The organism is Parabacteroides sp. KHUB-01 (assembly GCF_056640935.1).
In genome coordinates, this window is sequence record NZ_CM153256.1 from 694,595 (window position 1) to 719,327 (window position 24,733).

General features: G+C 40.8%; 20 protein-coding genes. 1 reads left to right on the forward strand and 19 read right to left on the reverse strand.

Going from position 1 to position 24,733, the window contains the following annotated elements:
• Positions 1 to 4: 4 nt before the first annotated feature.
• The 16 genes from ACYIAR_RS03255 to ACYIAR_RS03330 form a co-directional block, all read right to left on the reverse strand.
• Positions 5 to 421, reverse strand: a complete 417-nt coding sequence (locus ACYIAR_RS03255; RefSeq protein ID WP_480332139.1) for a PaaI family thioesterase — start codon at positions 419 to 421, stop codon at positions 5 to 7.
• Positions 422 to 570: 149 nt separating this feature from the next.
• Entirely contained in the window at positions 571 to 1,158 is a 588-nt protein-coding gene (locus ACYIAR_RS03260) for a LutC/YkgG family protein (protein WP_480332140.1), read from the reverse strand.
• A 6-nt stretch (positions 1,159 to 1,164) separates the two neighbouring features.
• Positions 1,165 to 2,532, reverse strand: a complete 1,368-nt coding sequence (locus ACYIAR_RS03265) for a lactate utilization protein B (protein ID WP_480332141.1) — start codon at positions 2,530 to 2,532, stop codon at positions 1,165 to 1,167.
• On the reverse strand, positions 2,529 to 3,269 hold the full coding sequence (locus ACYIAR_RS03270; protein WP_480332142.1) for a (Fe-S)-binding protein: 741 nt from the start codon (positions 3,267 to 3,269) through the stop codon (positions 2,529 to 2,531). Before ACYIAR_RS03270 ends, ACYIAR_RS03265 begins: the two co-directional genes overlap by 4 nt.
• 252 nt (positions 3,270 to 3,521) lie before the next feature.
• Entirely contained in the window at positions 3,522 to 4,415 is an 894-nt protein-coding gene (gene dapA, locus ACYIAR_RS03275; RefSeq protein ID WP_480332143.1) for a 4-hydroxy-tetrahydrodipicolinate synthase, read from the reverse strand.
• Between the two features lie 55 nt (positions 4,416 to 4,470).
• On the reverse strand, positions 4,471 to 4,998 hold the full coding sequence (locus ACYIAR_RS03280; protein ID WP_480332144.1) for a DUF6913 domain-containing protein: 528 nt from the start codon (positions 4,996 to 4,998) through the stop codon (positions 4,471 to 4,473).
• Between the two features lies 1 nt (position 4,999).
• Complete coding sequence (ligA, locus tag ACYIAR_RS03285) at positions 5,000 to 7,003, reverse strand: NAD-dependent DNA ligase LigA (protein WP_480332145.1); 2,004 nt, start codon at positions 7,001 to 7,003, stop codon at positions 5,000 to 5,002.
• A 229-nt stretch (positions 7,004 to 7,232) separates the two neighbouring features.
• On the reverse strand, positions 7,233 to 8,198 hold the full coding sequence (locus tag ACYIAR_RS03290) for a PCMD domain-containing protein (protein WP_480332146.1): 966 nt from the start codon (positions 8,196 to 8,198) through the stop codon (positions 7,233 to 7,235).
• 36 nt (positions 8,199 to 8,234) lie between these two features.
• Positions 8,235 to 9,338: a sulfotransferase family protein gene (locus ACYIAR_RS03295; RefSeq protein WP_480332147.1), complete on the reverse strand. Its 1,104-nt coding sequence runs from the start codon at positions 9,336 to 9,338 to the stop codon at positions 8,235 to 8,237.
• 120 nt (positions 9,339 to 9,458) lie between these two features.
• The gene (gene cysN, locus ACYIAR_RS03300) at positions 9,459 to 10,889 is read right to left on the reverse strand and encodes a sulfate adenylyltransferase subunit CysN (RefSeq protein ID WP_480332148.1); all 1,431 of its coding nucleotides are present in this window, start codon (positions 10,887 to 10,889) and stop codon (positions 9,459 to 9,461) included.
• A gap of 13 nt (positions 10,890 to 10,902) precedes the next feature.
• Positions 10,903 to 11,841 (reverse strand): sulfate adenylyltransferase subunit CysD, encoded by a 939-nt coding sequence (gene cysD, locus ACYIAR_RS03305; RefSeq protein WP_480333542.1) that lies wholly within the window; start codon positions 11,839 to 11,841, stop codon positions 10,903 to 10,905.
• 134 nt (positions 11,842 to 11,975) lie between these two features.
• Positions 11,976 to 12,572, reverse strand: a complete 597-nt coding sequence (gene cysC / locus ACYIAR_RS03310) for an adenylyl-sulfate kinase (RefSeq protein WP_480332149.1) — start codon at positions 12,570 to 12,572, stop codon at positions 11,976 to 11,978.
• A gap of 78 nt (positions 12,573 to 12,650) precedes the next feature.
• Complete coding sequence (locus tag ACYIAR_RS03315; RefSeq protein WP_480332150.1) at positions 12,651 to 14,204, reverse strand: SLC13 family permease; 1,554 nt, start codon at positions 14,202 to 14,204, stop codon at positions 12,651 to 12,653.
• 111 nt (positions 14,205 to 14,315) lie between these two features.
• Positions 14,316 to 15,140, reverse strand: coding sequence for a 3'(2'),5'-bisphosphate nucleotidase CysQ (cysQ, locus tag ACYIAR_RS03320; protein WP_480332151.1), 825 nt, complete (start codon positions 15,138 to 15,140; stop codon positions 14,316 to 14,318).
• A gap of 273 nt (positions 15,141 to 15,413) precedes the next feature.
• The gene (locus ACYIAR_RS03325; RefSeq protein WP_480332152.1) at positions 15,414 to 16,001 is read right to left on the reverse strand and encodes a cob(I)yrinic acid a,c-diamide adenosyltransferase; all 588 of its coding nucleotides are present in this window, start codon (positions 15,999 to 16,001) and stop codon (positions 15,414 to 15,416) included.
• Positions 16,002 to 16,253: 252 nt separating this feature from the next.
• On the reverse strand, positions 16,254 to 18,563 hold the full coding sequence (locus tag ACYIAR_RS03330) for an ATP-dependent helicase (protein ID WP_480332153.1): 2,310 nt from the start codon (positions 18,561 to 18,563) through the stop codon (positions 16,254 to 16,256).
• 296 nt (positions 18,564 to 18,859) lie between these two features.
• On the opposite strand from ACYIAR_RS03330, the gene clpB reads away from it, so the two are divergent.
• Positions 18,860 to 21,448 carry an ATP-dependent chaperone ClpB gene (clpB, locus tag ACYIAR_RS03335; RefSeq protein ID WP_480332154.1) on the forward strand — a complete coding sequence of 863 codons (2,589 nt, stop codon included), beginning with the start codon at positions 18,860 to 18,862 and terminating at the stop codon, positions 21,446 to 21,448.
• Between the two features lie 117 nt (positions 21,449 to 21,565).
• On the opposite strand, the gene glmM is transcribed toward clpB, so the two are convergent.
• The 3 genes from glmM to ACYIAR_RS03350 form a co-directional block, all read right to left on the reverse strand.
• Entirely contained in the window at positions 21,566 to 22,954 is a 1,389-nt protein-coding gene (gene glmM / locus ACYIAR_RS03340) for a phosphoglucosamine mutase (RefSeq protein WP_480332155.1), read from the reverse strand.
• A gap of 91 nt (positions 22,955 to 23,045) precedes the next feature.
• Entirely contained in the window at positions 23,046 to 23,624 is a 579-nt protein-coding gene (gene bamK, locus ACYIAR_RS03345) for a BamK family beta-barrel-assembly machinery protein (RefSeq protein ID WP_480332156.1), read from the reverse strand.
• A gap of 71 nt (positions 23,625 to 23,695) precedes the next feature.
• On the reverse strand, positions 23,696 to 24,724 hold the full coding sequence (locus tag ACYIAR_RS03350; RefSeq protein ID WP_480332157.1) for a DHH family phosphoesterase: 1,029 nt from the start codon (positions 24,722 to 24,724) through the stop codon (positions 23,696 to 23,698).
• Between the last annotated feature and the right edge of the window lie 9 nt (positions 24,725 to 24,733).

Genomic DNA, 24,733 nt, shown 5'->3' on the forward strand with positions numbered 1-24,733 from the left:
ATATTTATTCAACTTGTGATTCTACTACGCAAAAAGTTCCCGAAGCCTTACCAACCAATTTATCGTCACAATAAATCTCACATTCGCAGAAATGCAAACGGCGTCCGGGTTTAATGACAAATCCTTTGGCTATCAGCTCATATCCCCATGCTGCGCGGAGGAAAGAAATCTTCAGCTCGGCTGTGAGGACATCGTTTTCGAAAGGAGTCATTGTGTATGCGGCAAATCCGGCTATGGTGTCCGCCAATGCGGCAAGAACTCCGCCATGAGTCACACCACTATACTGGCGCTGCTCGTCACGCAATGGCATACGAGCCTCAACATAACCTTCTTCTATTTTGCTGAAATGAATTCCAAGGAAATTTACATAAGGATTTGTGGCTATTCTCTCTTTTATTTTTTCCAATAATTTTTCATCCATGATATTTAAGATTAAAGTTTACACTTATAATTGACTATAAAAATATATCAATCATATTATACATGCAATATATGCATAAAATAAAAAAGAGGTCGCCCACAATAAAATTTGAGACGACCTCGATTTATCAAGTTCTTTATTTAATCCAATCAGAACAGAAGAACAGTCAATTCACGGGCACCGTGTGCACCCATAACCAATGCCTGTTCAATATCTGCCGTCTTTGAAGGACCGGAAATAAATACGCCATAACCATATTCGCCTGTATCTATTTTCTGATAAGCTTCGTGCATATTATTGACCAGTTTTTCACGGTCGAGCAATATAATCAGTGCTTCGGAAATAAAATATACGGCACGCTGCTCAACGTCCTGTTCAATCCAAACGGCTCCGTTTTCACATACTCCGATGTGTCCACGCACTACTGCCAAATCTGTTCCATCCAGCTCAGCAGAAGAAGCCACATCGTCCGGATGGAAAGTTGCACAAGTAATCTCTTTCAGATTTGATGCAATACGCTTGGCTTCCGGATATAATCCACGAATCAAAGCATTCACATCTTCTCCGGGTTTCACTTCTACTACATGTCCGCCTACTTCGCCAACGACCTTACAAAACTGTGCTACCGGATCAGCATAGGTAATTGCTTCTTTTTCCAGTGATGACAAATCAGGTTTATCATAACGAACCCTTGTATTACGACGGATATTCTGTAATATATCTTCTCTACTACTCATGGATACTTATTTTACTTTACCCTTTTTCCACATTTCATTAAAACTTTCTTTGGCAAACTGAGGCATGTCGTGTTCTTTTCCCCAATCGTTCAGGCCATTGTAAACCATTGAGTGCGGGAATGAATTGACCCACGGAGCACGTCCCAAAGCAAAATTAAACAACGCCGGATGTTCCATCAGCACCTTCATTCCGCCAGACATAACTCGTTTGGAAGAGCTTGCCACTCCAAAGCTATCCAACTTCTGTCGCCAACGGTAAATCTGGTCCGCAAGGTCAACTTTAGCAGGACAAACATTCTGGCAAGAGTAACACAGAGAGCATGCTGATACATTATCATAATAGCGCAACGGAGCTTTGAGCATACCCAAATTGATACCGATTGGTCCGGGGATAAAATAAGTATAGGAATAACCACCAGAACGACGGTAAACCGGGCATGTGTTCATGCAGGCACCACAGCGAAGGCAGTTCAATGTCTTTACGTGTTCCTGGTCGGCAAGAATTTCGCTACGACCATTATCTACGATAATGATATGAAGTTCTCCTCCATTGCGAGGCTTACTGTAATGAGAAGTATAAGTGGTAATCGGCTGTCCTGTGCCTGAACGAGCCAGCAAGCGGGTAAATACGCCCAGGGCTTCCCTGTCTGGTACAATCTTTTCCAATCCAAAAGCGGCAATCTGCAACTTAGGTTGTGAAGTTCCCATATCGGCATTACCTTCGTTGGTACATACCACAAACTCACCTGTTGAAGCTACGGCGAAATTGGCGCCTGTCATAGCAGCTTCGGCTTCAATAAATTTGTGACGCAAATTCTTGCGTGCTGCATGTGTAAGATAAGTCTGGTCGTTGTTTCCCGGTTCCGTTCCCATTTCCTTCACAAACAGTTCACCGATTTCTTCTTTCTTTATATGAATTGCCGGCACAACAATATGGCTCGGTTTCTTGTGCATGAGCTGAAGGATTCTTTCACCCAGGTCACTTTCCACCACGTCGATACCTTTCTGAATCAGGTATTCATTCAATCCACACTCTTCAGCCAGCATGGACTTGCTTTTGATAAAGTGATGTACGTTGTGTCCGTGAAGAATATCATAGACAATAGAACAATACTCATCGGCATCTTTTGCCCAATACACGTGTGCTCCGTTTGCCTGAGCATTTTTCTCAAATTCCTCGAGGAGCTCGTCGAGGTGGCTGTTGCTGTACATCTTGATAGCTGAAGCCATATCACGCAAATGCTCCCATTCCGGTACATCCCGGCTTATTTTATCGCGTTTGGCACGCATCATCCACAAAGTCTGGTCGTGCCAGGCTGCCAGTTTCTTATTCTCCTGAAACTTCTCGGCAGCTTTTGAATGTTTCGTACTCATAATCCTGCTGCTAAAACTTCGACGATATGAATAGTTTTGATAGGTAATTTTTCCCGGGAAATGATTCCGCTCTGGTGCATCAGGCAAGAGCCGTCGGCTCCTACAATATATTCAGCCCCAGTGTCAATATGGCGCTGAACCTTGTCGTGTCCCATCTGTCCGGACACAGAATGCTCTTCAACTGAGAACATACCGCCGAAGCCACAACATTCATCAGGACGTTCCGGCTCAACAACCTCAATTCCTTTTACAAGGGAAAGTAAATCACGAAGTTTATTATAATAAGGTATGTTCAATTCACTAGGGGAAGAAAGGTGCATCAGGCGAACGCCGTGACAACTGTTCTGGAGACTCACTTTATGCGGGAAAGATGCCTGCAATGAAGTAGGCTTTACAACATCATGGATAAACTCGCAAATATCATAAATTTTCTCTTCACTGGCACAACGATGTGGCTCTTTAGCCAACAGGTTGCCATAATGGTCGCGTACAAAAACTACGCAACTTGCCGATGGGCCAACAATGTAATCATACTGTTCAAAAAGCCGGTCAAAACGTTTGGCTAGCTCTACAGACTCATTTTCAAACCCCGCATTTGCCATTGGTTGTCCGCAGCAAGTCTGGTCCAGCGGATAATCAACATCAACTCCAAGACTTTTCAGCAACTTAAAAGAAGCTACTCCCACCTGTGGATAAACGGCATTGATATAACAGGGAATAAATAATCCTACTTTCATATACCTAAATAAGTTTTTTAGTCTTCTTTTTCGTTGAACAAAAGTAAAAGGTTTTATTTGGAAATAAAAATTTCAACTAATTTTTTGAGCAGGATTTAAGAACGAGAAACGAAATATTACAGAACTTCAAGGGAATACATAAATAAATTTTTTCACCTTGCCGACTTGTCTATGAAGCCTTATGTCAGAGATAAAAAAAGAGGCCACCTCTTTCCTTTCTGAGACAGCCTCTTTCCCTCAATGTATGTTATATCAACATTTTATACTTAATTCTCTAAGTACATCTCTTATCTTTTCATATGTTACAATACGAGTAGGAACTAATGGCAAACGCAATCTGTTCTCGATAAATCCCATCATATTCAACATACTTTTCACACCGGCAGGATTTCCGTCAACGAAAAGAAGACTGAAAAGTTCTGTGAAACGGTGGTGGATTGTGCGGGCACTGTCATAATCACCGGCAAGAGCAAGACGCACCATACGACTGAATTCACGAGGGAATGCATTGCCGATTACAGATATAACGCCAACGGCTCCCAAAGTAATCAAAGGGAATGTTATACCATCATCACCGGAAATAACACTGAAATTCTCAGGTTTGTTCTTGATGATATCGTCCATCTGTGTGATATTGCCTGAAGCCTCTTTAACTGCAATAACATTCTTGAATTCTCTGGCTATTCGCAATGTTGTTTCTGCTGTCATGTTTACACCTGTTCTGCCCGGCACATTATATAATATAACAGGCAATTCAGTTGCTTCGGCAATAGCCTTGTAATGTTGGTAGATTCCTTCCTGGGAAGGTTTATTATAATAAGGAACAACAGACAGAATAGCGTCTATTCCTTCAAAGTTTCCATTCTTCAAATTATCAACGACAGCTCTTGTGCAGTTTCCGCCCACACCAAGAACGATAGGAATTCGGCCGCGAACCTTAGTTACAACCAGCTCTATGATTTTCTTTTTCTCTTCTTCAGTAAGAGTTGGAGTTTCGGCTGTTGTTCCAAGCACAACAAAATAGTCCGTTCCGTTTTGCAACTGATAGTCCACCAAACGGTCTAAAGCCTCATAATCTACACTGCCATCTTCTTTAAACGGAGTAATCAAAGCTACTCCCATTCCTCTTAAATTTATATCAGCCATAAGTTTTTATTGACAAAATTCTAACTTTACACACGCAAAAATAGAAAAAAATATACTATTTAAAACTAATTGTTTGCAAATAAAATAATATTTGAGAAAACAAATAATCAATTTCCGCAGCTTCTGATGTAGAAATTGTCAAATCATATAAGTCCATATCATTACTCTTTACACCAACCTTGAATGGAGCATTATGCTTAAGAAGCATATATTGTAGTGCCGGGACTTTTCCACATGTCAAGTCAATAATAATATCGCAGCCGACAGAAAGGCATTTGTCAAGTTTCTCCTGCTTCGGGAAGCCCAACATCGTCAAATCTTTGCCAGGCGAAATAATTATGTCGTTTTCGGAGAGTTTTTCCGAATTGTCTCCCGTTGTGGAATAAACACATAATATCACATCCTTATTATCCGATTTTAATTGTGACAGTTGTTTGTCTATCACATCCAAATCAGAATAAGAACAAAAGACAAGCAGACGATTAGCCTTTTGCAGAGAGCAGAATTTGCGGCTACTACGCTCCGGCTGTTTTTTCATCTGCCTGCTAATTTCCTTTTTGATATAATACTGTGACAAAATCATCTTAAGATTCCAGCATTTTTAGAAATTCTTCTTCAGACACTATTCTAACTCCAAGTTTTGAAGCTTTCTCCAGTTTTGCAGGTCCCACATTTTCTCCAGCTAATATAAAACTAGTCTTTTTAGATACAGAACCGACATTTTTCCCGCCATTCTGCTCTATCATGTTTTTATATTCATCACGTGAGAAAGATGAGAATGTTCCGCTAATCACAATCGTCAGGCCTTGAAGTTTGTCGGATCTTGAAGCAAGACTTTCTTCCGAGACTTTCATCTGCAATCCTGTATTTTCCAGTCGTGCCAGAATTGCCATGTTATTTTCGTCGGCGAAATAGTCCACTACACTTTGTGCGATTCTCTCTCCTATCTCATTTGTAGATACAAGCTCTTCGAATGAGGCATTTCGGATTCTATCCATAGAATGGAAAACCAAAGCAAGTCGTTTTGCCACAGTTTCACCAACATATCTTATTCCTAAAGCAAAGAGAACACGCTCGAACGGCACTTGCTTTGATTCCCTCAGACTTTCCATCAGATTTCGGGCACTCTTTTCTGCCCATCGTTCCAATGAAAGCAAATCAGTCATCTTGAGGTCATACAGGTCTGCAATGTTCTTGACCAAGCCTGCATCATACAAAGCCTCGATAGTTTCAGGACCAATATTAATGTTCATCGCCTTGCGGGTAACAAAATGCTCTATTCTTCCTTTTATCTGAGGAGGACAGCCGTTGGTGTTAGGGCAGTAATGAGCTGCCTCACCTTCAGGACGGAACAATAAAGAACCGCACTCCGGACATTTCTTTATGAAGGAAACTTTGTCTCCCATCATGAATGAGCGGGAATCAACATCCACTCCCACTATTTTAGGGATAATTTCTCCTCCTTTTTCTACATATACATTATCTCCGATATGTAAATCAAGAGATGCAATGATATCGGCATTATGCAATGATGCACGTTTCACAACTGTTCCGGCAAGCAATATTGGCTCTAGATTTGCAACAGGAGTAACAGCTCCCGTTCTTCCCACCTGAAACGAAACAGAGTTAAGCCGTGTGCAAGCTCTCTCTGCCTGGAATTTATAGGCGATTGCCCAGCGTGGGCTTTTTGCTGTAAAGCCGAGGTTTTTCTGCTGTCTGAGAGAATTGACTTTCAAAACAATTCCGTCAGTTGCCACCGGCAAGTTCTTTCGTTCTGTATCCCAATATTCTATATATTTGAGAATATCTTCTACGGAGTTGCATATTCTTATCACATCAGGAATCTTGAAGCCCCATTTGCGGGCGGCTTCCAAATTTCCATAATGAGTGTCGGCAGGCAAATTCTCGCCCAACACATAATAAAGATATGCATCCAGTTTACGGGCTGCAACAATTGCAGGATTCTGCTGTTTCAGTGTTCCTGAAGCTGCGTTTCTCGGATTTGCGAACAGAGGTTCTTCCTGTTCTTCTCTTTCCTTGTTCAGGCGGTCGAATTCTGCCCATGGAAGAAGGATTTCTCCTCTGATTTCGAAATTCTCAGGATAATCATCACCTTGCAACTTCAACGGAATAGAACGTATTGTACGCACATTGGCAGTGACATCATCTCCACGTGTTCCATCACCGCGAGTTATAGCACGGACAAGACGGCCGTTTTCATAAACTAATGAGATTGATGTTCCGTCATATTTCAGCTCAGCTACAATTTCGAAAGGTTCGTTCAAAGCCTTTGCCGTTCTTTCATAAAATTCGCGAATGTCAGCTTCAGAGTAAGTATTTCCCAATGAGAGCATTGGATATTTATGCTCAACCTGCTCAAACTCCTTTGACAAATCACTTCCGACGCGCTGAGTTGGCGAATGCGGGTCAAAGAACTCAGGATGCTCTTCTTCCAACTTCTGCAACTCACTCATCTTGTCATCAAATTCCTTATCCGAAATTGTTGGTGACGACAGCACATAATAATTGTAATTATGCTGTTCCAATTCACTGCGGAGAGCTTTTATGCGTTCTTCTATTGCATTCATATTGTGAGTATCTGTTCAATATTAATTTAAAACTTTGAGTTTTGGGAATTGTATGACTTAATAGTTGACAAGGCTTCAGAGACGAGTTGACAAGGAGTTTTTTAATTGAAAATTAAAAATTGAAAGTTGAAAATTATAATACTCTGTTCCTCTGAGACTCTGTGTTTAAAAGCCTCGTCAACTTGTTCCCTTGCCAACTACCTTGAATAAGTTACAAACAAATCCGCTCCTAATATACAAATTTTACATTGTCCACCCAAAATGTATTTCCCGGAGAGCCTATATATGCTCCACCATGGCTGGAAACGAACTGCAGAACAATATGAGTTGGTGTTTCGTTTGCTCCAGCCCATCCTACTTCCTTGATAGGAACACTTTTTCCTTGACCGTTCACTGTATATCTTTCCTCAACCTGAATACGCATATAGTCTTTGTATTCCGGCTTAGAAGTTATATTACCATACAATACAGGAAATTCAGCTCCATTTACCCATCCGTTGCTGGACTTTGAGAAGCGTTGTATCATTGTACCTACCCTTTTGGCAAAGACATTTCCGTCCTTGTCTTCCCATCTTTTCTGCAAAAGCAAGACTACAGCAATTGAGTCTTGTCCGGGAATCTTTGTTTTACTGCTGAATCCGGTGCTTCTCACACGATACATTTCAGGCATGACTTTTGTCTTATAGTCAAACTTCAATGCTTTCGGGCGTTTGGTGAAAGGAACACCGCTCAACAACATACTCTGCGGATTCTGAGTTCCCTTTATTGGCTCATGAATCGTTCCAAGGAATGTTGAACCGGCAGCAACGACCTCAATATCAATAAAGCCCAATGCTTTCACTCTTTCCATTCGGGTTTCCATTCGGACGCACCATCCGTTACCTCGTCTTTCAGGAAATACAGATGTATTTGTCTTGACAATACCGGCAATTTTTGCCATGACATTTGATGTTGCCCATGGCGAGCCGCCCTTATTGGTGTATGGAATACTTCCGACGATAGTGTCGGAAGGTCCAAGTTCATATAGCAGTTTTGTGTTACCACCTATTATTTTAGATTCTGTAATCTTGCGGACAACCCAATTGTCCATATCGCCATACTTGATAGCTTCTTCCTGAGCATCAGCAGAAGTAAAGCTGCAAGCAAGCGAGAACAGACATAAAACAAAATTCTTAATTCTACCTAACCCCTTCATTGAACACAAATAAACTTAAAGCATGAACAAAATCTACTACAAATTATATCCCCATTCCTTCAATGCCATACCCCAGTTTTCTTCAACTGTCTTAACTGTCGCATCTTCGTATTTGTACTGATTCTTTTTGTAGCCTTTTTTCTTACCCAAATAAGCTTCGATACTAGCTTTTGATTCATTGAAGTTTGGCAAATCAAGAGTTCTGTATATTTCCTCAGTCATTCCAAATGCATCTTTTTCGAAATCTTCGAATTTAACTTCGATAAGATTGCCTTCAGGAATAAGATGTTTCTCTTCTTCGTACTTATAATACAACCTTTTATAAACCTCAACGAAATTCTTTATCAGTTCTTCGTCAGAAATATTCTGAAGCATCAAAGGCTTTATTGTGTTTGTGAAGAAACTGCGTGTACTTTCATACACTGTATATGGATTACGCTTCAAATAAATAAACTTGGCATTAGGGAACATTTCCACCAAAGTCTTCACTCTTCCTGTATGTGGAGGATTCTTACTCAAATATTGTGTTCCACCAGTATTGTAAAGCGAAACTTTCACAAGACGCAAGAAAGTGTCTTTCCAAATCTGTCTTTCACTTTCTGAAATATCATTAAATAGCAAATACTTATCACAATATTCCAACATTCTCTGAGGGAAGAACCAGAAATTATAATAAGTGTATGGCATCATATTTGACAAAGCAAATTCTTCTTCCTGAGGCAAATCCACTTTCAATTCCATATTGTCGGTCGGTCTGTGATCCGGCATCAGAAAAGACATATTCTTCTTGAAGAATCCCTGTCCCCACAACATAAGATTAGGGAATACTGTCTGATATGTTGTTGTGTATCCGAAATGCTTGTCGCAGGCAAGGACATTATGCACAAAAGTAGTACCGCTTCTCCAATGTCCGAGCACAAACAAAGGATCCATTTCCAATGGTTTGTCGGCAATCTTCTTATAGCGGCTATCCTCAAGTGGCTTTAGCAGACTCAATAAACGGCAAACACCTTTTGTCAGTCTGTATTTACCTTTATAACCGTCCTCTATATTCTGATTTGCAGTAACCTTCTTGAAAGTATCCCAGTCTGCACCAACCAGAGTATTTATCGGAAGTTTGTCAAATTCAATAAGTCCCATTATATATTAATTTAGTTCTATTACTTTAATAAAGTTGACAAGGCTTCGGAGACAAGTTGACAAGACATAATAACCATAACTCATTCCCTTGTCAACTTGTTCCCTCGCCAACTGACTATATTACTTAATTACTCTCAGTTCAACTCCGTTTTTCTCAATTTCCTTACAAACACGTTCAACGGCATCATAATGTTCTGGAGAAATGCCGAGTTCAGGCAAATTCAATGTTATTACGCCATTGTCGTTCAACTGCTGATTTGCCTCAACCTTGTCGATTATCATACCAACGGCAGAGGTATTGTTTGTAATTGGGTCTATAAGGATAAACGCGCCAGTCTGCTTGTTCTTCTTATAAGGGTCAAAGAATAATTCTTTTCCTGTTGAAAAAACAACACGGCCGATTTCATTCAATACAAGGTGATCAACTTCTGACTGTTCCATTGTGTTCACATTCACCTTATATTTTATTCCGTCGATTCTTGCACGAGTTGTATTTGTTGTATGCTTGATATAGAACTGCTTGCTGACATCCATCGGTTCTTCGTCCATCCACACAAGCATTGCCTCAAAGTTTCTGCCTTCATATGGTTTGTTGTCCGGATGAACAAGCATCTCTCCTCTTGAGATGTCGATTTCATCTTCCAAAGTAAGAGTAACAGACATTGGAGGGAAAGCTTCTTCGATTTCTCCTTCATAAGTTACAATGCTCTTGACCTTTGATGTCTTTCCTGAAGGCAAAGCCATAACAGCATCTCCCTTTCTTACAACGCCGCTTGCCACTTTACCGCAGAAACCTCTGAAATCCAAATTCGGACGTAAAACGAACTGAACAGGATAACGGAAATCGTCATAATTGCGGTCCTTGTCGATTGGAACGTTTTCAAGGAAATCAAGCAATGCCGGTCCTTCATACCAAGGAGTGCGGTCACTCTTCTCAACAACATTGTCGCCATCGAGTGCAGACAAAGGAATGCAAGTTACATCGTCGATAGCAAGAGGAGCTACAAACGACATATAATCTGCAACAATCTTATCAAACACTTCCTTATTGAAGTCTACCAAGTCCATCTTGTTCACTGCAAGGACAACGTGGCGTATTCCAAGCAATGACACCAGATAAGTATGGCGACGTGTCTGAGTAATCACTCCCGTACGTGCGTCAACAAGAATAATGGCAAGGTTTGCTGTTGAACCGCCGGTAATCATATTTCTGGTATATTGCTCATGCCCCGGAGTATCAGCGATGATAAACTTTCTGTTGTTTGTGCTGAAATATCTGTAGGCAACATCAATTGTAATACCTTGCTCACGTTCCGCCTTCAATCCGTCTAGAAGCAAAGCATAGTCAATATGGTCGCCGGCATTTCCCATTCTCTTACTGTCGCGTTCCAAAGCGTCCAGCTGGTCTTCATATAATTTCTTGCTGTCAAAAAGCAGTCGGCCAATCAATGTTGACTTTCCGTCATCCACAGAACCGGCTGTAAGGAAGCGCAACAAATCCTTCTGTTCGTCTTTATCCAAAAAGGCTTTTATATCTAGATTACTTTCCATGATTTCCAATTTATTAAAAATAACCCTCACGTTTTTTCTGTTCCATACTTGCATCCTGGTCGAAATCGATGACACGAGTTGTTCTCTCGCTCTTTGTTGTTGTCATCATCTCTTCTACAATCTTTTCAATTGTATCAGCATCGCTTTCAACTGCACCAGTCAGCGGCCAGCAGCCTAATGTTCTGAAACGAACTTTTCGCATCTGGATTTTATCTCTGTATTGTTCAGGCAAACGGTCATCATCTGCCATAATCAGATTACCGTCAATTTCAACAATCGGTCTTTCTTTTGCAAAATACAATGGAACAATTGGAATATTCTCCAATCTTATATATTGCCAGATATCCAACTCTGTCCAGTTTGACAACGGGAAAACACGGATACTTTCGCCTTTGTGAACACGGGCATTGTATATGTCCCACAATTCCGGACGCTGGTTCTTTGGGTCCCACTGATGAAATTTGTCTCGGAATGAGAAAATTCTTTCCTTGGCACGGCTCTTCTCTTCATCACGGCGAGCACCGCCAAAAGCTGCGTCAAATTTATATTTGTCTAATGCCTGGAGCAAAGCCTGGGTTTTCATCAAATCAGTATGCACCTTACTTCCGTGAGTGAAAGGTCCGACACCGGCTCTGAAAGCCTCCATATTTGATTCAACAATCAAGTTCCATCCAAATTCTTTGGCGTAATTATCGCGAAACTCTATCATTTCCTTGAATTTCCATTTTGAATCAATATGCATCAAAGGGAAAGGAACTTTACCCGGGGCAAAAGCCTTTTCTGCAAGGCGCACCATCACAGATGAATCTTTTCCAATTGAATAAAGCATAACCGGATTCTCAAACTCCGCTGCTACTTCACGTATGATGTGAATTGATTCAGCCTCAAGTTCCTGTAAATGGCTTAATTTATAATCAGACATATTTTTGAGTTTTTTAGTTTTTAAGTTTATGAGTTTTGAGTTGAAAAGAGGACGAGTTGACGAATTGACAAGGATTAATACCAATCATTTCACTCTTAATCGTCTACAAACTCTTGTCAACTTGTTCCCTTGTCAACTTGTTCCCTTGTCAACTTGTTTCCTTGTCAATCGAGAATCTTTTCCAAAAGCAATTTTACTGATTCCTCAACAGACAATTTTGATGTATCCAATGTCAAATCCGGATTCTCCGGAGCTTCAAACGGAGCTGACACACCGGTAAAATCCTTTATTTCTCCTTTACGGGCACGTGCATATAAACCTTTCACGTCACGACGCTCACATTCTTCAATCGGCGTACTTACATACACTTCCATAAAGCTGTCTTTACCGATAATATCGGCTGCCATCTTTCGCAAATCATTATTCGGACTTATGAATGCTGCAAGAGTTATAACTCCAGTTTCAACAAACAACTTTCCTACTTCTGCTATACGGCGAATATTTTCCACTCTGTCCTCAGGTGAAAAACCAAGATTATTATTTATTCCGCTTCTTATATTATCTCCGTCGAGAATACGGCACAACAAACCACGTTTGTGCAACTCACGCTCCAAAGCTATTGCAATGGTACTTTTTCCTGAACCGCTCAGGCCTGTAAACCAAACCATCAACCCACGTTGTCCAAGCAATTCTTCCTTATCCTTTCTTGTCATCATCTTGTCGAAGATTGGATAAACATTATGAGTTTTTGTTTCCTCCATTATATTTTTGTTTTATGTTTTTCTTTATTCAAGTCATTATTTTCGGCAAGCTTAACTTCACTTGCAAACAGCAATCCCTTAAAATTCCCATATCAAAGGAATCAGGAATATTGAAATCAGGAATGTAATAAAGTTTAAAGGCAATCCGATTTTAACGAAATCCGTAAACTTGTATCCACCGATACCTTGAACTATCAGATTTGTCTGATAACCAATAGGCGTACTGAAACTAGCAGAAGCAGCCATACATATAACAACAAAGAAAGGAGTTGGTTCAACACCCAACTGATTTGCTACTGAAAGAGCTATCGGGAAACTTAATGCTGCAGCTGCATTATTGGTTATAAGTTCGGTAAAAATATTAGTTATAATAAATATTACAGCCAAAAGAGCATATGGACCAAGTCGATCTGTCATACCTATTATATAATGTGCTATCATATCAGCTACGCCCGAATTAACCATTGCTTTGCTGATAGCAAAAGCACAGGCAATAGTTATCAGAATATCCCACGAAATATATTTCGTATATTTCTTAGGTGGAAAAATCTTTGTCCATGCCATAATTATTGTAGTTATACAAACGAAAAAGAACATATCCAGTTTCAAATCCGGGAATGTTTCTTTCGTTATTGGCAATTCTCCGATTGTTGCTCCAAGAATCATGAAAATCAACAATCCCAAAGCCAACATACGTTTCTTTGGCGAAACTTCTTCCTGTGAATCTTTTCCATTGGCAAGCATAAGGAAGACACTGGATTCACCCCATGTCGGAATGAACGTATCATCTGCCCACAATACCAAAGTGTCACCCTCATTCAAACGGACTTTATCCAGATTATGAGTAAACCTTCTTCCTCCGCTTATTACTTCTTTAACAATAGCACCATAATGGCGAGTAAAATTAAATTCGCCCAATGTCTTATTCAAACCAGGGAAACGAGCTCCAAGCACGGCTTCAACTTTATGCAGATTTCCAAGTTCTTCCTCAGAAGAATCATCAGAGTCAGTTTTACGTGAAGAATCCGGAAGAAGCTTGTTTGAGAATATGAAAAGGTAAATCATTCCGAACAATGCAATGAAAAAGCCGACTTTGCCCAATTCAAACATAGTAAAGCCTTCATATCCTGCTTCCAATATCATTCCGTGAACCACCAGATTTGTTGACGTACCAATCAATGTACACATACCACCCAGAATAGTCACATATGATAGAGGTATAAGAAATTTTGTTGACGGAAGTTTAACATGTTCAGCCCATCTTTTTATAATAGGGGCAAATATTACAACAACAGGCGTGTTGTTGAGAAATGCAGAAATAAATGCTATTGAGGGAAGCATCCTTAACTGGGCCTGGAAAATAGTGGTACTTTTCCTTGGTAATAATTTCTTTATAAGTTTTCCCAACGCCCCGCTTTGCCTGACACCTTCACTTACCAGGAAAAGCATACCAACAGTTATCATGCCCTTATTACTAAAACCTTCCAACATTTCCTTAGGGGTTAGTATTCCGGCACAAAGAAACAGTACTGAGACTGTCAGCAGCACCATTCCCGGACGCATCTGATCCCAGATAAGGGCAGCTATCATTCCGGCTAGCACTGCCAATACAAAAAATATTTCAAAACTCATGCCAATATCTTATTTCTTTACAGATTTAGCCACAAATATACGAAGATATTGGATGAGTTTTGGAAAATTGCACTCAGATTTAAGCACAATAATACAAATAGACCAATATTGTCACGAAACGGAAGATACCGATTTTACGACAAACCAAGGATTTTTTAAATCTTCCTTGTTATACTTTATCGGTGTTTTTTCATCTATATGATATATCTCACATCCTGCGCCACGGGCAATTGCATGTCCGGCAGCCGTGTCCCACTCCATAGTTGGGGCAAATCGTGGATATATATCAGCTGAACCTTCTGCAACAAGACAAATCTTCAAACTGCTGCCGCTGCTTATCAATGTTACTGGCAAGCCTTTCTTACGAAGATTATCAATATATCTTGTTGTTTCTTCTGTCTGATGAGAACGGGAAGCAACAACAACAATTCCCTGATGTGCTGCTGCCAATGGTAATTTAGAAGCTCTTTCTTTTATTTCGTCATACGAAGGCTGAGTCATGCAATCCACATCAGAAAGTTTATATGCTCCCATATTATCGGATGAGAAATAAAGTTCTTTTCTTACTGGAACATAGATAACACCAAGCACCGGGACATGATTCACCACCAATGCTATATTCACAGTAAACTCACCGTTTTTCTTTATAAATTCCTTTGTTCCGTCAAGCGGATCAACAACCCAAAGAGTGTTCCAATTCTTTCTTTCACTATAAGGTACTTGCAATTCTTCCTCACTCAGCACTGGTATTGAAGTAGTAGACAGAATTTTAACAATAACTTCATTCGAAGCTTTGTCTGCCAATGTCAAAGGAGAGTTATCAGCCTTCATTTCAACACCAAAATCAGAATCCGGATTATTGTAAATATCCAAAATAGACTTTCCGGCATCCAATGCCGCACGTATTGCGATATAAAGATAATTCTTGTATTCCATAACTTTTTAATTTAGGGGACGAGGATAAACAGATACAAGGTTACAGTATATATAAATCATCTGTTTACTTGTAAACTCATTAACTTGCCACTGCCTTCTCGACACAAACCATTTATTTGCTAAGATAGCATATTGTCATGAATAACGCAAAATTTTAATGTTACTTAAGTTTTGCAAGTTACGAAACTTAAAAAATGACAAGACTTCAGGTACAAGTTGACAAGTTGACGAGTTGACAAAACTTCAGAGAAACAGATATTTCTTCTTGACTCCTTAACTCCTTGACTTCTTAACTCCTTTCCTCTTATACGCAAACAAATTCCAGCGTTCTTCCGGCCAATTTTGCTTTTGCATTTCAAGCTTTGCCATTACAAAAAACAAATCCGACAATCGGTTTACATATTTCAATATATCTTCAGGCACAGCATCTTTCCTGTTCAAAGTCCACAATCTTCTCTCGGCTCTTCGAGCTACTGTCCGTGCCAATTGTAATTGTGCAGACACAACAGTTCCTCCGGGAAGGATAAAAAAGCCGAGTTCCTCAACTTCCGAACTGAACTCGTCCAGCTTATGCTCAATGTCAGTAACAATATTTTCATCCAGCGTATTCGGATTATTATGGCGTATTGCCGATGGTGTGGCAACAAGGCTCATCACAACCATCAGATTTCGCTGGATGTCATACAAAAGTCCATTCCATTCATGCTCCGGTTCCAAGAGGGAACGGACCACTCCAATCAAAGCATTAAGCTCGTCCAAGCAGCCATTTGCCTCGATTCTTATATCATCTTTAGGAACTCTTTCTCCTCCGTGTATCCCGGTTGTTCCTTTGTCTCCTGTGCGTGTGTATATACGTTTCATGCCGCAAATATACTTTTTGTCATCAAATACGCCATCACTTAACTCTTATTTTGTATGAGCCGATGCGGTTCTTCTCGCCCATAATTTTATATCAATTTAGATTAACCGGAATTTCTTACGGACAAAACACATAATTCCTTCCGAATCCGGCAAGATTTTCTTCCGTAAGTAATTCAATTTACTTTCGAAAGAAAATCTTATTGCTTTCGAAAGTAATTTAGGGCACAAACGAATTTCGATTAATAACACTTCTTATTCCACCACCTGCAACTTAGCATACTTAAGCAAAAGCTGTTTCTGACCGGAATTTTCGAAAGATACTGTTGCTTTTTCGTTTCCTCCGTCGCCTTCAATTGCAATGATAACACCTTTACCGAAACGGTCGTGACTGACAACGGCTCCGACAGAAAGACCTGTTGCTGAAGAGGGTTTCAGCGATGGTGACGGTGATGAAACACCGGTATTAATCTTTGTAAGTTTGCGAGGGGCAACCGGTGTCTGATTCATAGGCGAACGGAATGCCGGACGCTCTTCCCTGCCGAACAATGGCTGTGAAGATTCCGAGCGAACGGATTTGCTAACTGCTCCAAATCCTCCATCAACTGGCATCGTAAGGTATTCCGGACTAATGTCCTTCAAGAAACGGCTTGGCGAACATGGTTGGTTCTGCCCGTTGCGGAAACGGCTTTTGGCATAGCTGAGCACGCAATTTTCTTCGGCTCGGGTTATAGCCACATAGAAAAGGCGGCGTTCTTCCTCGATTGCCCTCAGGCTGTCGCGCGACATGGATGAAGGGAACAATTCTTCTTCCATACCGACAATGATGACGTTCTTGAACTCCAAACCTTTGGCAGCATGAACTGTCATCATCGTGACCTTGTTGGTGCGTTCTTCCTTCGTATCATCCTGGTCTGTCAGCAATGACACTTCTGCAAGGAAGTCGGATATTGATGTATTTTCCGAACCTTCTTCGCGGCGTATCTCACAGAATTCGGATATACCTTTCACCAATTCCTGAAGGTTTTCGTATTTGCTTATTCCTTCAACTGAGCGGTCCTGCGCCAAGGTGTGTAACAATCCGCTTTCCTTAACTACAAGTGCGGCAAGTTCGTCTGCCTGCAACTGGTTCTGCTGGTTGATGAAGGCTTCCATCAATGTGCGGAAATCTGCCAGTTTGCGTGCCGTTCCGGAATTTATGGAAACGCCATATTCGATAGGAGACTGCAGGACTTGCCATAAGCTCAACTCGTTTGTGGCTGCGGCAATAAGAAGTTTGTTCAGTGTTGTGTCTCCAATTCCGCGAGCCGGATAATTTATGATTCTCTTGAATGCCTCCTCATCATTAGGATTTATAATCAGACGGAAATATGCGATTACATCTTTGATTTCCTTTCTCTGATAGAATGAAAGACCGCCGTAAATCTTATACGGAACGCCACGCTTGCGGAATGCTTCTTCGAGGATTCTGGACTGGGCATTCGTTCTGTAAAGTATTGCGAAATCAGAATATCCGTATGACGCAGCGCACATTGTGCCTATGATACTTGCAACGGAATATGCTTCTTCATAGTCCGAATACGACGAGATAAGTCGCAGCTTGCTGCCAACACTTTTCTCTGAAAATACAGTCTTGTGTATCTGCTCCTTATTTTTGGATATAAGACTGTTTGCTGCATTTACGATATTCTGTGTGGAACGATAATTCTGCTCCAACTTGAAAATGCGGCAACCCGGATATTGGTTACGGAACTGGAGAATATTGTCGATATTAGCCCCACGGAAAGAATATATACTCTGTGCATCATCGCCAACAACGCAAATACGGCGGTGAGTGTCGCAAAGTTTACGGACAATAAGATGCTGCGCAAAATTGGTGTCCTGATACTCATCAACAAGTACATACTGAAATAATGACTGATATTTCGCCAAAACGTCAGGATGGTCACGGAAAAGTATATTCGTGTAAAGCAAAAGGTCGTCGAAATCCATTGCTCCCGCGCACTGGCAGCGAACCTGGTAACGCTTGTATATCTCGCGGAGAAGAGGAACTTTGGCATTTATGTCGTTCTCCACCAGCTCCTTGTTCTGCTCGTATGCCTTATAAGTTATCAAAGCATTCTTGGCATTTGATATGCGGCTCTGCAGCATGCCGGGGCGATAAATCTTATCGTCCAGCTGCATTTCCTTTATTATTGCTTTTATTAGATTCTTTGAGTCAGTAGAGTCGTAAATGGTGAAATTGGAAGTAAAGCCAATGCGCTCAGCCTCGACACGGAGAATACGGGAAAATATCGAATGGAAAGTTCCCATCCAGAGGCGGCGTGCCACTGATTCTCCAACTATGCCGGCAATTCGTTCCTTCATCTCACGTGCAGCCTTGTTGGTAAAAGTCAATGCCAAAATTCCACGTGGCGAAAGTCCTTGCTTTATGAGCCAGGCTATTTTATATGTAAGCACGCGTGTTTTTCCGGAACCGGCTCCGGCAATTACCAAAGAAGGTCCGTCGCAATAGAGGACGGCATCACGCTGGCTGTTGTTAAGTAGTTCCAAATATTCTTCCATTGTTGTTTTTGTTTAAGTTGACAACTTGTCGTTTGCCAAGTTTGCAGACTTGCAAAGTTAGTGTTTTATTCAGGTTTCACAAGCTTGACTTTCGGTTAATGAGGGAACAAGGGAACAAGTTGACGAGTTGACAAGGCTACAGATAAAAGCTATTCTACTTGACTCCTTGACTTCTTAACTCCTTAACTTCCCAACCTTCTTCTGCCATTATGTCAGTCTTTCACTTTGGCATCACTTTTGTAGTATATCTATCGAATTTGAAATTAAAATAGAAAATAAGAAAGGAGTATAAATATATGAACTTTAACAATTTTACAATTAAAGCGCAGGAAGCAGTTCAGCAAGCCGTTCAGCTCGTAACTCAAAGCGGACAGCAGGCTATCGAGCCTGTTCATTTGCTGAAAGCTGTCATAATGACTGGCGAAAGCATGAGCAACTTCCTGTTCCAGAAACTGGGTGTAAGTCCGCAAAACATCATGCGTGCGCTTGATGCCCAGATTGCTTCTCTTCCGAAAGTTTCGGGTGGAGAACCTTATTTGTCAGGCGAGACAAACAATGTTTTGCAGAAAGCCATTGAATATTCATCAAAGATGGGCGACCAATATGTTTCCCTCGAACCGATATTCCTGGCTTTGTTCACTGAAAAGAGCGTTGCTTCTCAGATTCTGAAAGACGCCGGAATGACTGAAAAAGAACTCCGACTTGCCATCGAAGAACTCCGCAAAGGAAACAAGGTGACAAGTCAGTCTGCAGAAGATACATACGATGCGTTGAGCAAATATGCAATCAACCTGAATGAACGTGCAAGAAGCGGCAAACTCGACCCGGTTATCGGACGTGACGAGGAAATCAGACGAGTTCTGCAAATCCTTAGCCGACGTACAAAGAACAATCCGATTCTTATCGGTGAACCGGGTGTTGGTAAGACTGCAATTGCTGAAGGTTTGGCTCACCGTATTATACGTGGTGATGTTCCTGAAAATCTGAAGACAAAACAGATTTACTCACTTGATATGGGTGCGCTGATTGCCGGTGCAAAATATAAAGGTGAATTTGAGGAACGTCTGAAGGCTGTAGTAAACGAGGTGATGAAGAGCGATGGCGAAATCATCCTTTTCATTGATGAAATCCACACACTTGTCGGTGCTGGTAAAGGTGAAGGCGCTATGGATGCAGCAAACATTCTGAAACCTGCGCTTGCTCGTGGTGAACTTCGTTCAATCGGTGCTACAACTTTGGACGAATACCAGAAATATTTTGAGAAGGACAAGGCTTTGGAACGCCGTTTCCAGATTGTAATGGTTGACGAGCCGGATGAACTTGATGCAATCTCTATTCTTCGTGGTTTGAAAGAGAAATATGAAAACCACCACAAGGTGCGTATCAAGGATGATGCGATAATCGCTGCCGTTCAGTTGTCCAGCAGATATATTTCTGACAGATTCTTGCCGGATAAGGCTATCGACCTTATGGATGAAGCAGCTGCTCGTTTGCGTATGCAGATGAACTCTGTTCCGGAATCATTGGACGAAGTCTCACGTCGTATCAAACAGTTGGAAATCGAAAGAGAAGCTATCAAGCGTGAAAACGACCAGCAGAAACTGGAACAGTTAAGCAAAGAAATCGCCGACTTGAAGGAAGAAGAGACAAAACAAAAGGCTCAGTGGGAAAGCGAGAAAGAGCAAATCAATAAAATTCAGCAGAATAAAATTGATATTGAGAACCTCAAATTCGAAGCTGAGAAGGCAGAACGTGAAGGCGATTTCGGTAAGGTTGCCGAAATCAGATATGGTAAAATCAAGGAAAAGGAAGAAGAAATCAAGCGTGTCCAGGAGCAGCTTCACAATATGCAAGGTGCTGCTGCAATGATAAAAGAGGAAGTGGACAGCGACGATATCGCAGATGTTGTTTCCCGCTGGACAGGAATTCCTGTAAGCAAGATGCTTCAGAGCGAGAAAGACAAGCTTCTGAACCTTGAAGCTGAACTTCACAAACGTGTAGTTGGTCAGGATGAAGCTATCTCGGCAATCGCAGACGCTGTACGTCGAAGCCGTGCCGGTTTGCAGGACCCGAAACGACCAATCGGTTCTTTCATATTCCTTGGTACAACCGGTGTTGGTAAGACAGAGCTTGCCAAAGCGTTGGCAGACTACTTGTTTGATGACGAGAATATGATGACTCGTATTGATATGAGCGAATATCAGGAGAAATTCAGTGCAACCAGACTTATCGGTGCGCCTCCGGGATATGTAGGTTATGATGAAGGTGGTCAGCTTACTGAAGCTATCCGACGTAAACCTTATTCAGTTGTTTTGTTTGATGAAATCGAAAAGGCTCATCCGGATGTGTTCAACATCTTGCTGCAAGTGCTTGACGATGGTCGTCTGACAGACAACAAAGGTCGTACGGTAAACTTCAAGAACACTATCATTATCATGACCAGCAATATGGGTTCTTCATTGATAAGAGAGAACTTTGAGAAGATTAACGACAGCAACCACGATACTGTTGTTGAACAGACAAAGAATCAGGTTCTGGATTTGCTGAAGAAAACTATCAGACCGGAATTCCTGAACCGTATCGACGAGATTATTATGTTCACTCCGCTTAACGAAAGCGAAATCCGTCAGATTGTGACATTGCAGCTTAACGGTGTGAAGAAAATGCTCGACAAGAATGGTATAAGATTGGAATTTACCGACGCTGCTCTTGATTTCATCAGCCATGAAGGTTTCGATCCTCAGTTTGGTGCCCGTCCTGTGAAACGTGTCATCCAGAAATATGTACTTAACGAATTGTCTAAGGAAATATTGAGTGGACATGTGAATCGTGATAAGGCAATCGTAATTGACTGCGTAAACGGAGAATTGGTTTTCAAGAATTGATTGTCCGGTAATATAGAATAAAAATTAAGCTCTGAAAGGAAGATTACAAATCTTCTTTTCAGAGCTTTTTTATTAACTGAAGAATTATATCAATTTTCTTTAATTTCTAACAGCAAATCAGCACATCTCATTGATAATCTTGATTAGCTCACCGCCAATTTCCTCAGCTTCCTGCATTGTATGTGCTTCAGAATAGATACGGATAATCGGCTCAGTGTTACTCTTACGGAGATGAACCCATTTTTCAGGGAAATCTATCTTCACTCCGTCGATATCAGTAATATCGTATTGTGAGAATTTCTCTTTAACCTTCTCAAGAATAGCATCAACATCGATTTCCGGAGTAAGCTGTACTTTCTGCTTAGAAATGAAATATGGAGGATATGATGCACGAAGTTCGCTTGTCTTCACATTCTTTTTAGCCAAATGAGTAAGGAACAAAGCAATACCAACCAGAGCATCACGGCCATAGTGGCTTGCTGGATAGATTACACCACCGTTTCCTTCGCCACCAATTACTGCGTTTGTAGCTTTCATCTTTGCTACCACATTCACCTCTCCTACTGCAGCTGCATTATATTCGCATCCGGCATGGCTGCGTGTAACGTCTCTCAATGCACGGCTTGAGCTCAAATTGCTCACTGTGTTACCAGGAGTATGAGAAAGCACATAATCGCTGACAGCAACCAATGTATATTCTTCACCGAACATCTCGCCGTTTTCACATACGATTGCAAGGCGGTCAACATCCGGGTCAACAACGAAACCAACGTCTGCCTTTCCTGATTTCATCAAATCTGAAATCTCAGTAAGGTTTTCAGGGAGAGGTTCCGGATTGTGTGAGAAATGTCCGTGAGGTTCGCAGTTAAGTTTAATCACTTCTTCTACGCCTAAAGCTGAAAGCAATTCAGGCAAAACAATTCCACCAACAGAGTTTACACAGTCAATTGCTACACGGAACTTGGCAGCCTTGATAGCCTCAACATCTACCAAATCCAAAGCAAGGACACTGTCAATATGTTTCTTGTTATAAGTGTTATCGACAATTATCTTACCCAATGAATCAACATCAGCATAATCGAAAGACTCAGATTCAGCAATAGCTAAAACTTCTGCACCTTCTGCTGCATTAAGGAATTCTCCACGTTCGTTGAGCAGCTTCAAAGCGTTCCACTGTTTTGGATTGTGGCTTGCTGTGAGAATTATACCACCACAAGCTTTTTCCATTGCAACGGCAAGTTCTGTTGTCGGTGTTGTTGCCAAATCAATATCAACAACATCAAAGCCCATTCCAATCAATGTTCCTACAACAACCTGCTTAACCATCGGACCGGAAATACGCGCATCACGGCCGACTACTATTTTATTTGAAGTCTGCTTTGTATTCTTTCTGATGAAAGTTGCATAAGCAGAAACGAACTTTACAATTGCAAGTGGATTCAAACCTTCTTCCGGATTTCCTCCGATTGTACCACGGATTCCGGATATAGATTTAATTAGTGTCATAATATTTTAGTTTTTAAGTTTATTAGTTTTTGAGTTTAATTTAGTTGACAAGGCTACAGATAAAGAGTTTTTCTTCTTGACTACTTAACTCCTACTTCTGAAATATATATTTAACCTTTGTATAATACAATGGTTCTCCCTGAGAAACAAAGTCTCCTCCTGAAACCTTAAATGGGACAATCAACTTAACATATGAACTGTCACCAACGTATTCCAAACCGGAAGCTAATCCTTCACTGATAAACGATGTTGGAACTGCATTTCCTGACGCAACTTGTACTACAGTAGAGTAATAATCACTGAAAGTAGCAGTAAATGCAGCCGGACCACCATACAAATCATAACTAAGATTATTTATCTCCACTGTATCAGACATAAAGTATTTCACCTTGAAACGGCTCTGTACGACTGTTCCATTTGTATATCTGTTTCCGTTACCCGAATCTATCACATTCAGATAAACGCCATTATCCAAGATATAGAACTGATTTTCTTTGAAAACTCCATCGGCAGGATATTCGGAAAGAATTTCAATTCCCTCTTCATCAATCAGACGATCTATGGCTTTCTGCTCAGCCTTCAGCATGTCCGTATATGATTTAGTTTTATTACAAGAAGCTATCATCATAACGGCTCCAAGAATCATCATTAAATTTAAACCTTTTCTCATCTGTATATTCTTTTATTTCTGCATACAAAAATATTAAAATACTCTTTGCAGAACTTATCTTTTATTATTTCTTATAAATTATTGGGAACAAACTCGTTCAGCCCTTTCTCAAAAACAGCAACAGCCTCTTCCAAAGTTCCGTGGAACTCGCCGCCGGAAGCGTTCTTATGACCTCCGCCGTTGAAATACTGGGATGCAAACTGGTTGCAAGGGAAATCACCTACAGAACGAAGTGAAATCTTGATATATTCCTTATCTTCACGGATAAAGACACTGAAATCAACATTCTCGATACTCAAAGGCAGATTTACAAAACCTTCAGTATCTCCTGATTTATAATGGAAACGATCCAACTCATCCTTAGACAGAGTGATAAGGGCAGCCCTTTTTTCAGGATAAACTTTCATCTTCTCATAAAGGACATATCCCATCATACGAAGTCTGTCCTCTGTATGAACCTGATTGACCTGACGATAAATCCAGTCCTTATCTATTCCTTTCTTGATAAGCTCGCTGATTATTACATAAATCTCCGGTTTGTTTGAGTTATATGTAAATGCTCCTGTATCAGTCATCATACCAGTGTAGATACATGTAGCAGCATTCTTATCTAACAAAGAGAAATGTCCCATACGGCAAATGAAACGGAAAATCATTTCAGAAGTTGATGCCATTTCTGGATATGACATTGTTACCCTACAAAAATCTGCAGGATTCAAATGATGGTCAATCATCACTTTTCTACCCTCGGCAGCCAAAAGCGGACCTGCAAGTTTCTCTACTCGTTTTGGTTCATTGAAATCCAAACAAAAAATAACGTCTGCTTCGCTTATCAACTGCTCTGCAAAATCAGGATACTTTTCATGCACAACAATATCCTTTGCTCCAGGCATCCAACGATAGAATGATGGAAATTCATTTGGCACCACAACAGTAACATTATCCTTACCATAAGCTGTCAGAAAATGATAAAGTCCCAATGAAGAGCCCAATGCATCTCCGTCCGGCGATACATGGCTGACTATTACGAAACTTTCACCTTTTTCTACGTATTTCTTTGCTTTCTGAATTAATTCTTCCTGAATGATTTTTGTTATCATACTTTTATC

What these genes read in the sequence shown, in the direction of transcription:
- ACYIAR_RS03325 (WP_480332152.1), bottom strand. Translation starts at nt 16,001, where the DNA reads ATGAAACGTATATACACACGCACAGGAGACAAAGGAACAACCGGGATA.
- cysC (WP_480332149.1), bottom strand. Translation starts at nt 12,572, where the DNA reads ATGGAGGAAACAAAAACTCATAATGTTTATCCAATCTTCGACAAGATG.
- ACYIAR_RS03295 (WP_480332147.1), bottom strand. Translation starts at nt 9,338, where the DNA reads ATGGGACTTATTGAATTTGACAAACTTCCGATAAATACTCTGGTTGGT.
- ACYIAR_RS03330 (WP_480332153.1), bottom strand. Translation starts at nt 18,563, where the DNA reads ATGGAAGAATATTTGGAACTACTTAACAACAGCCAGCGTGATGCCGTC.
- cysQ (WP_480332151.1), bottom strand. Translation starts at nt 15,140, where the DNA reads ATGGAATACAAGAATTATCTTTATATCGCAATACGTGCGGCATTGGAT.
- ACYIAR_RS03315 (WP_480332150.1), bottom strand. Translation starts at nt 14,204, where the DNA reads ATGAGTTTTGAAATATTTTTTGTATTGGCAGTGCTAGCCGGAATGATA.
- bamK (WP_480332156.1), bottom strand. Translation starts at nt 23,624, where the DNA reads ATGAGAAAAGGTTTAAATTTAATGATGATTCTTGGAGCCGTTATGATG.
- ACYIAR_RS03260 (WP_480332140.1), bottom strand. Translation starts at nt 1,158, where the DNA reads ATGAGTAGTAGAGAAGATATATTACAGAATATCCGTCGTAATACAAGG.
- cysN (WP_480332148.1), bottom strand. Translation starts at nt 10,889, where the DNA reads ATGGAAAGTAATCTAGATATAAAAGCCTTTTTGGATAAAGACGAACAG.
- clpB (WP_480332154.1), top strand. Translation starts at nt 18,860, where the DNA reads ATGAACTTTAACAATTTTACAATTAAAGCGCAGGAAGCAGTTCAGCAA.
- ligA (WP_480332145.1), bottom strand. Translation starts at nt 7,003, where the DNA reads ATGAATGCAATAGAAGAACGCATAAAAGCTCTCCGCAGTGAATTGGAA.
- dapA (WP_480332143.1), bottom strand. Translation starts at nt 4,415, where the DNA reads ATGGCTGATATAAATTTAAGAGGAATGGGAGTAGCTTTGATTACTCCG.
- ACYIAR_RS03280 (WP_480332144.1), bottom strand. Translation starts at nt 4,998, where the DNA reads ATGATTTTGTCACAGTATTATATCAAAAAGGAAATTAGCAGGCAGATG.
- glmM (WP_480332155.1), bottom strand. Translation starts at nt 22,954, where the DNA reads ATGACACTAATTAAATCTATATCCGGAATCCGTGGTACAATCGGAGGA.
- ACYIAR_RS03350 (WP_480332157.1), bottom strand. Translation starts at nt 24,724, where the DNA reads ATGATAACAAAAATCATTCAGGAAGAATTAATTCAGAAAGCAAAGAAA.
- ACYIAR_RS03270 (WP_480332142.1), bottom strand. Translation starts at nt 3,269, where the DNA reads ATGAAAGTAGGATTATTTATTCCCTGTTATATCAATGCCGTTTATCCA.
- ACYIAR_RS03290 (WP_480332146.1), bottom strand. Translation starts at nt 8,198, where the DNA reads ATGAAGGGGTTAGGTAGAATTAAGAATTTTGTTTTATGTCTGTTCTCG.
- ACYIAR_RS03255 (WP_480332139.1), bottom strand. Translation starts at nt 421, where the DNA reads ATGGATGAAAAATTATTGGAAAAAATAAAAGAGAGAATAGCCACAAAT.
- ACYIAR_RS03265 (WP_480332141.1), bottom strand. Translation starts at nt 2,532, where the DNA reads ATGAGTACGAAACATTCAAAAGCTGCCGAGAAGTTTCAGGAGAATAAG.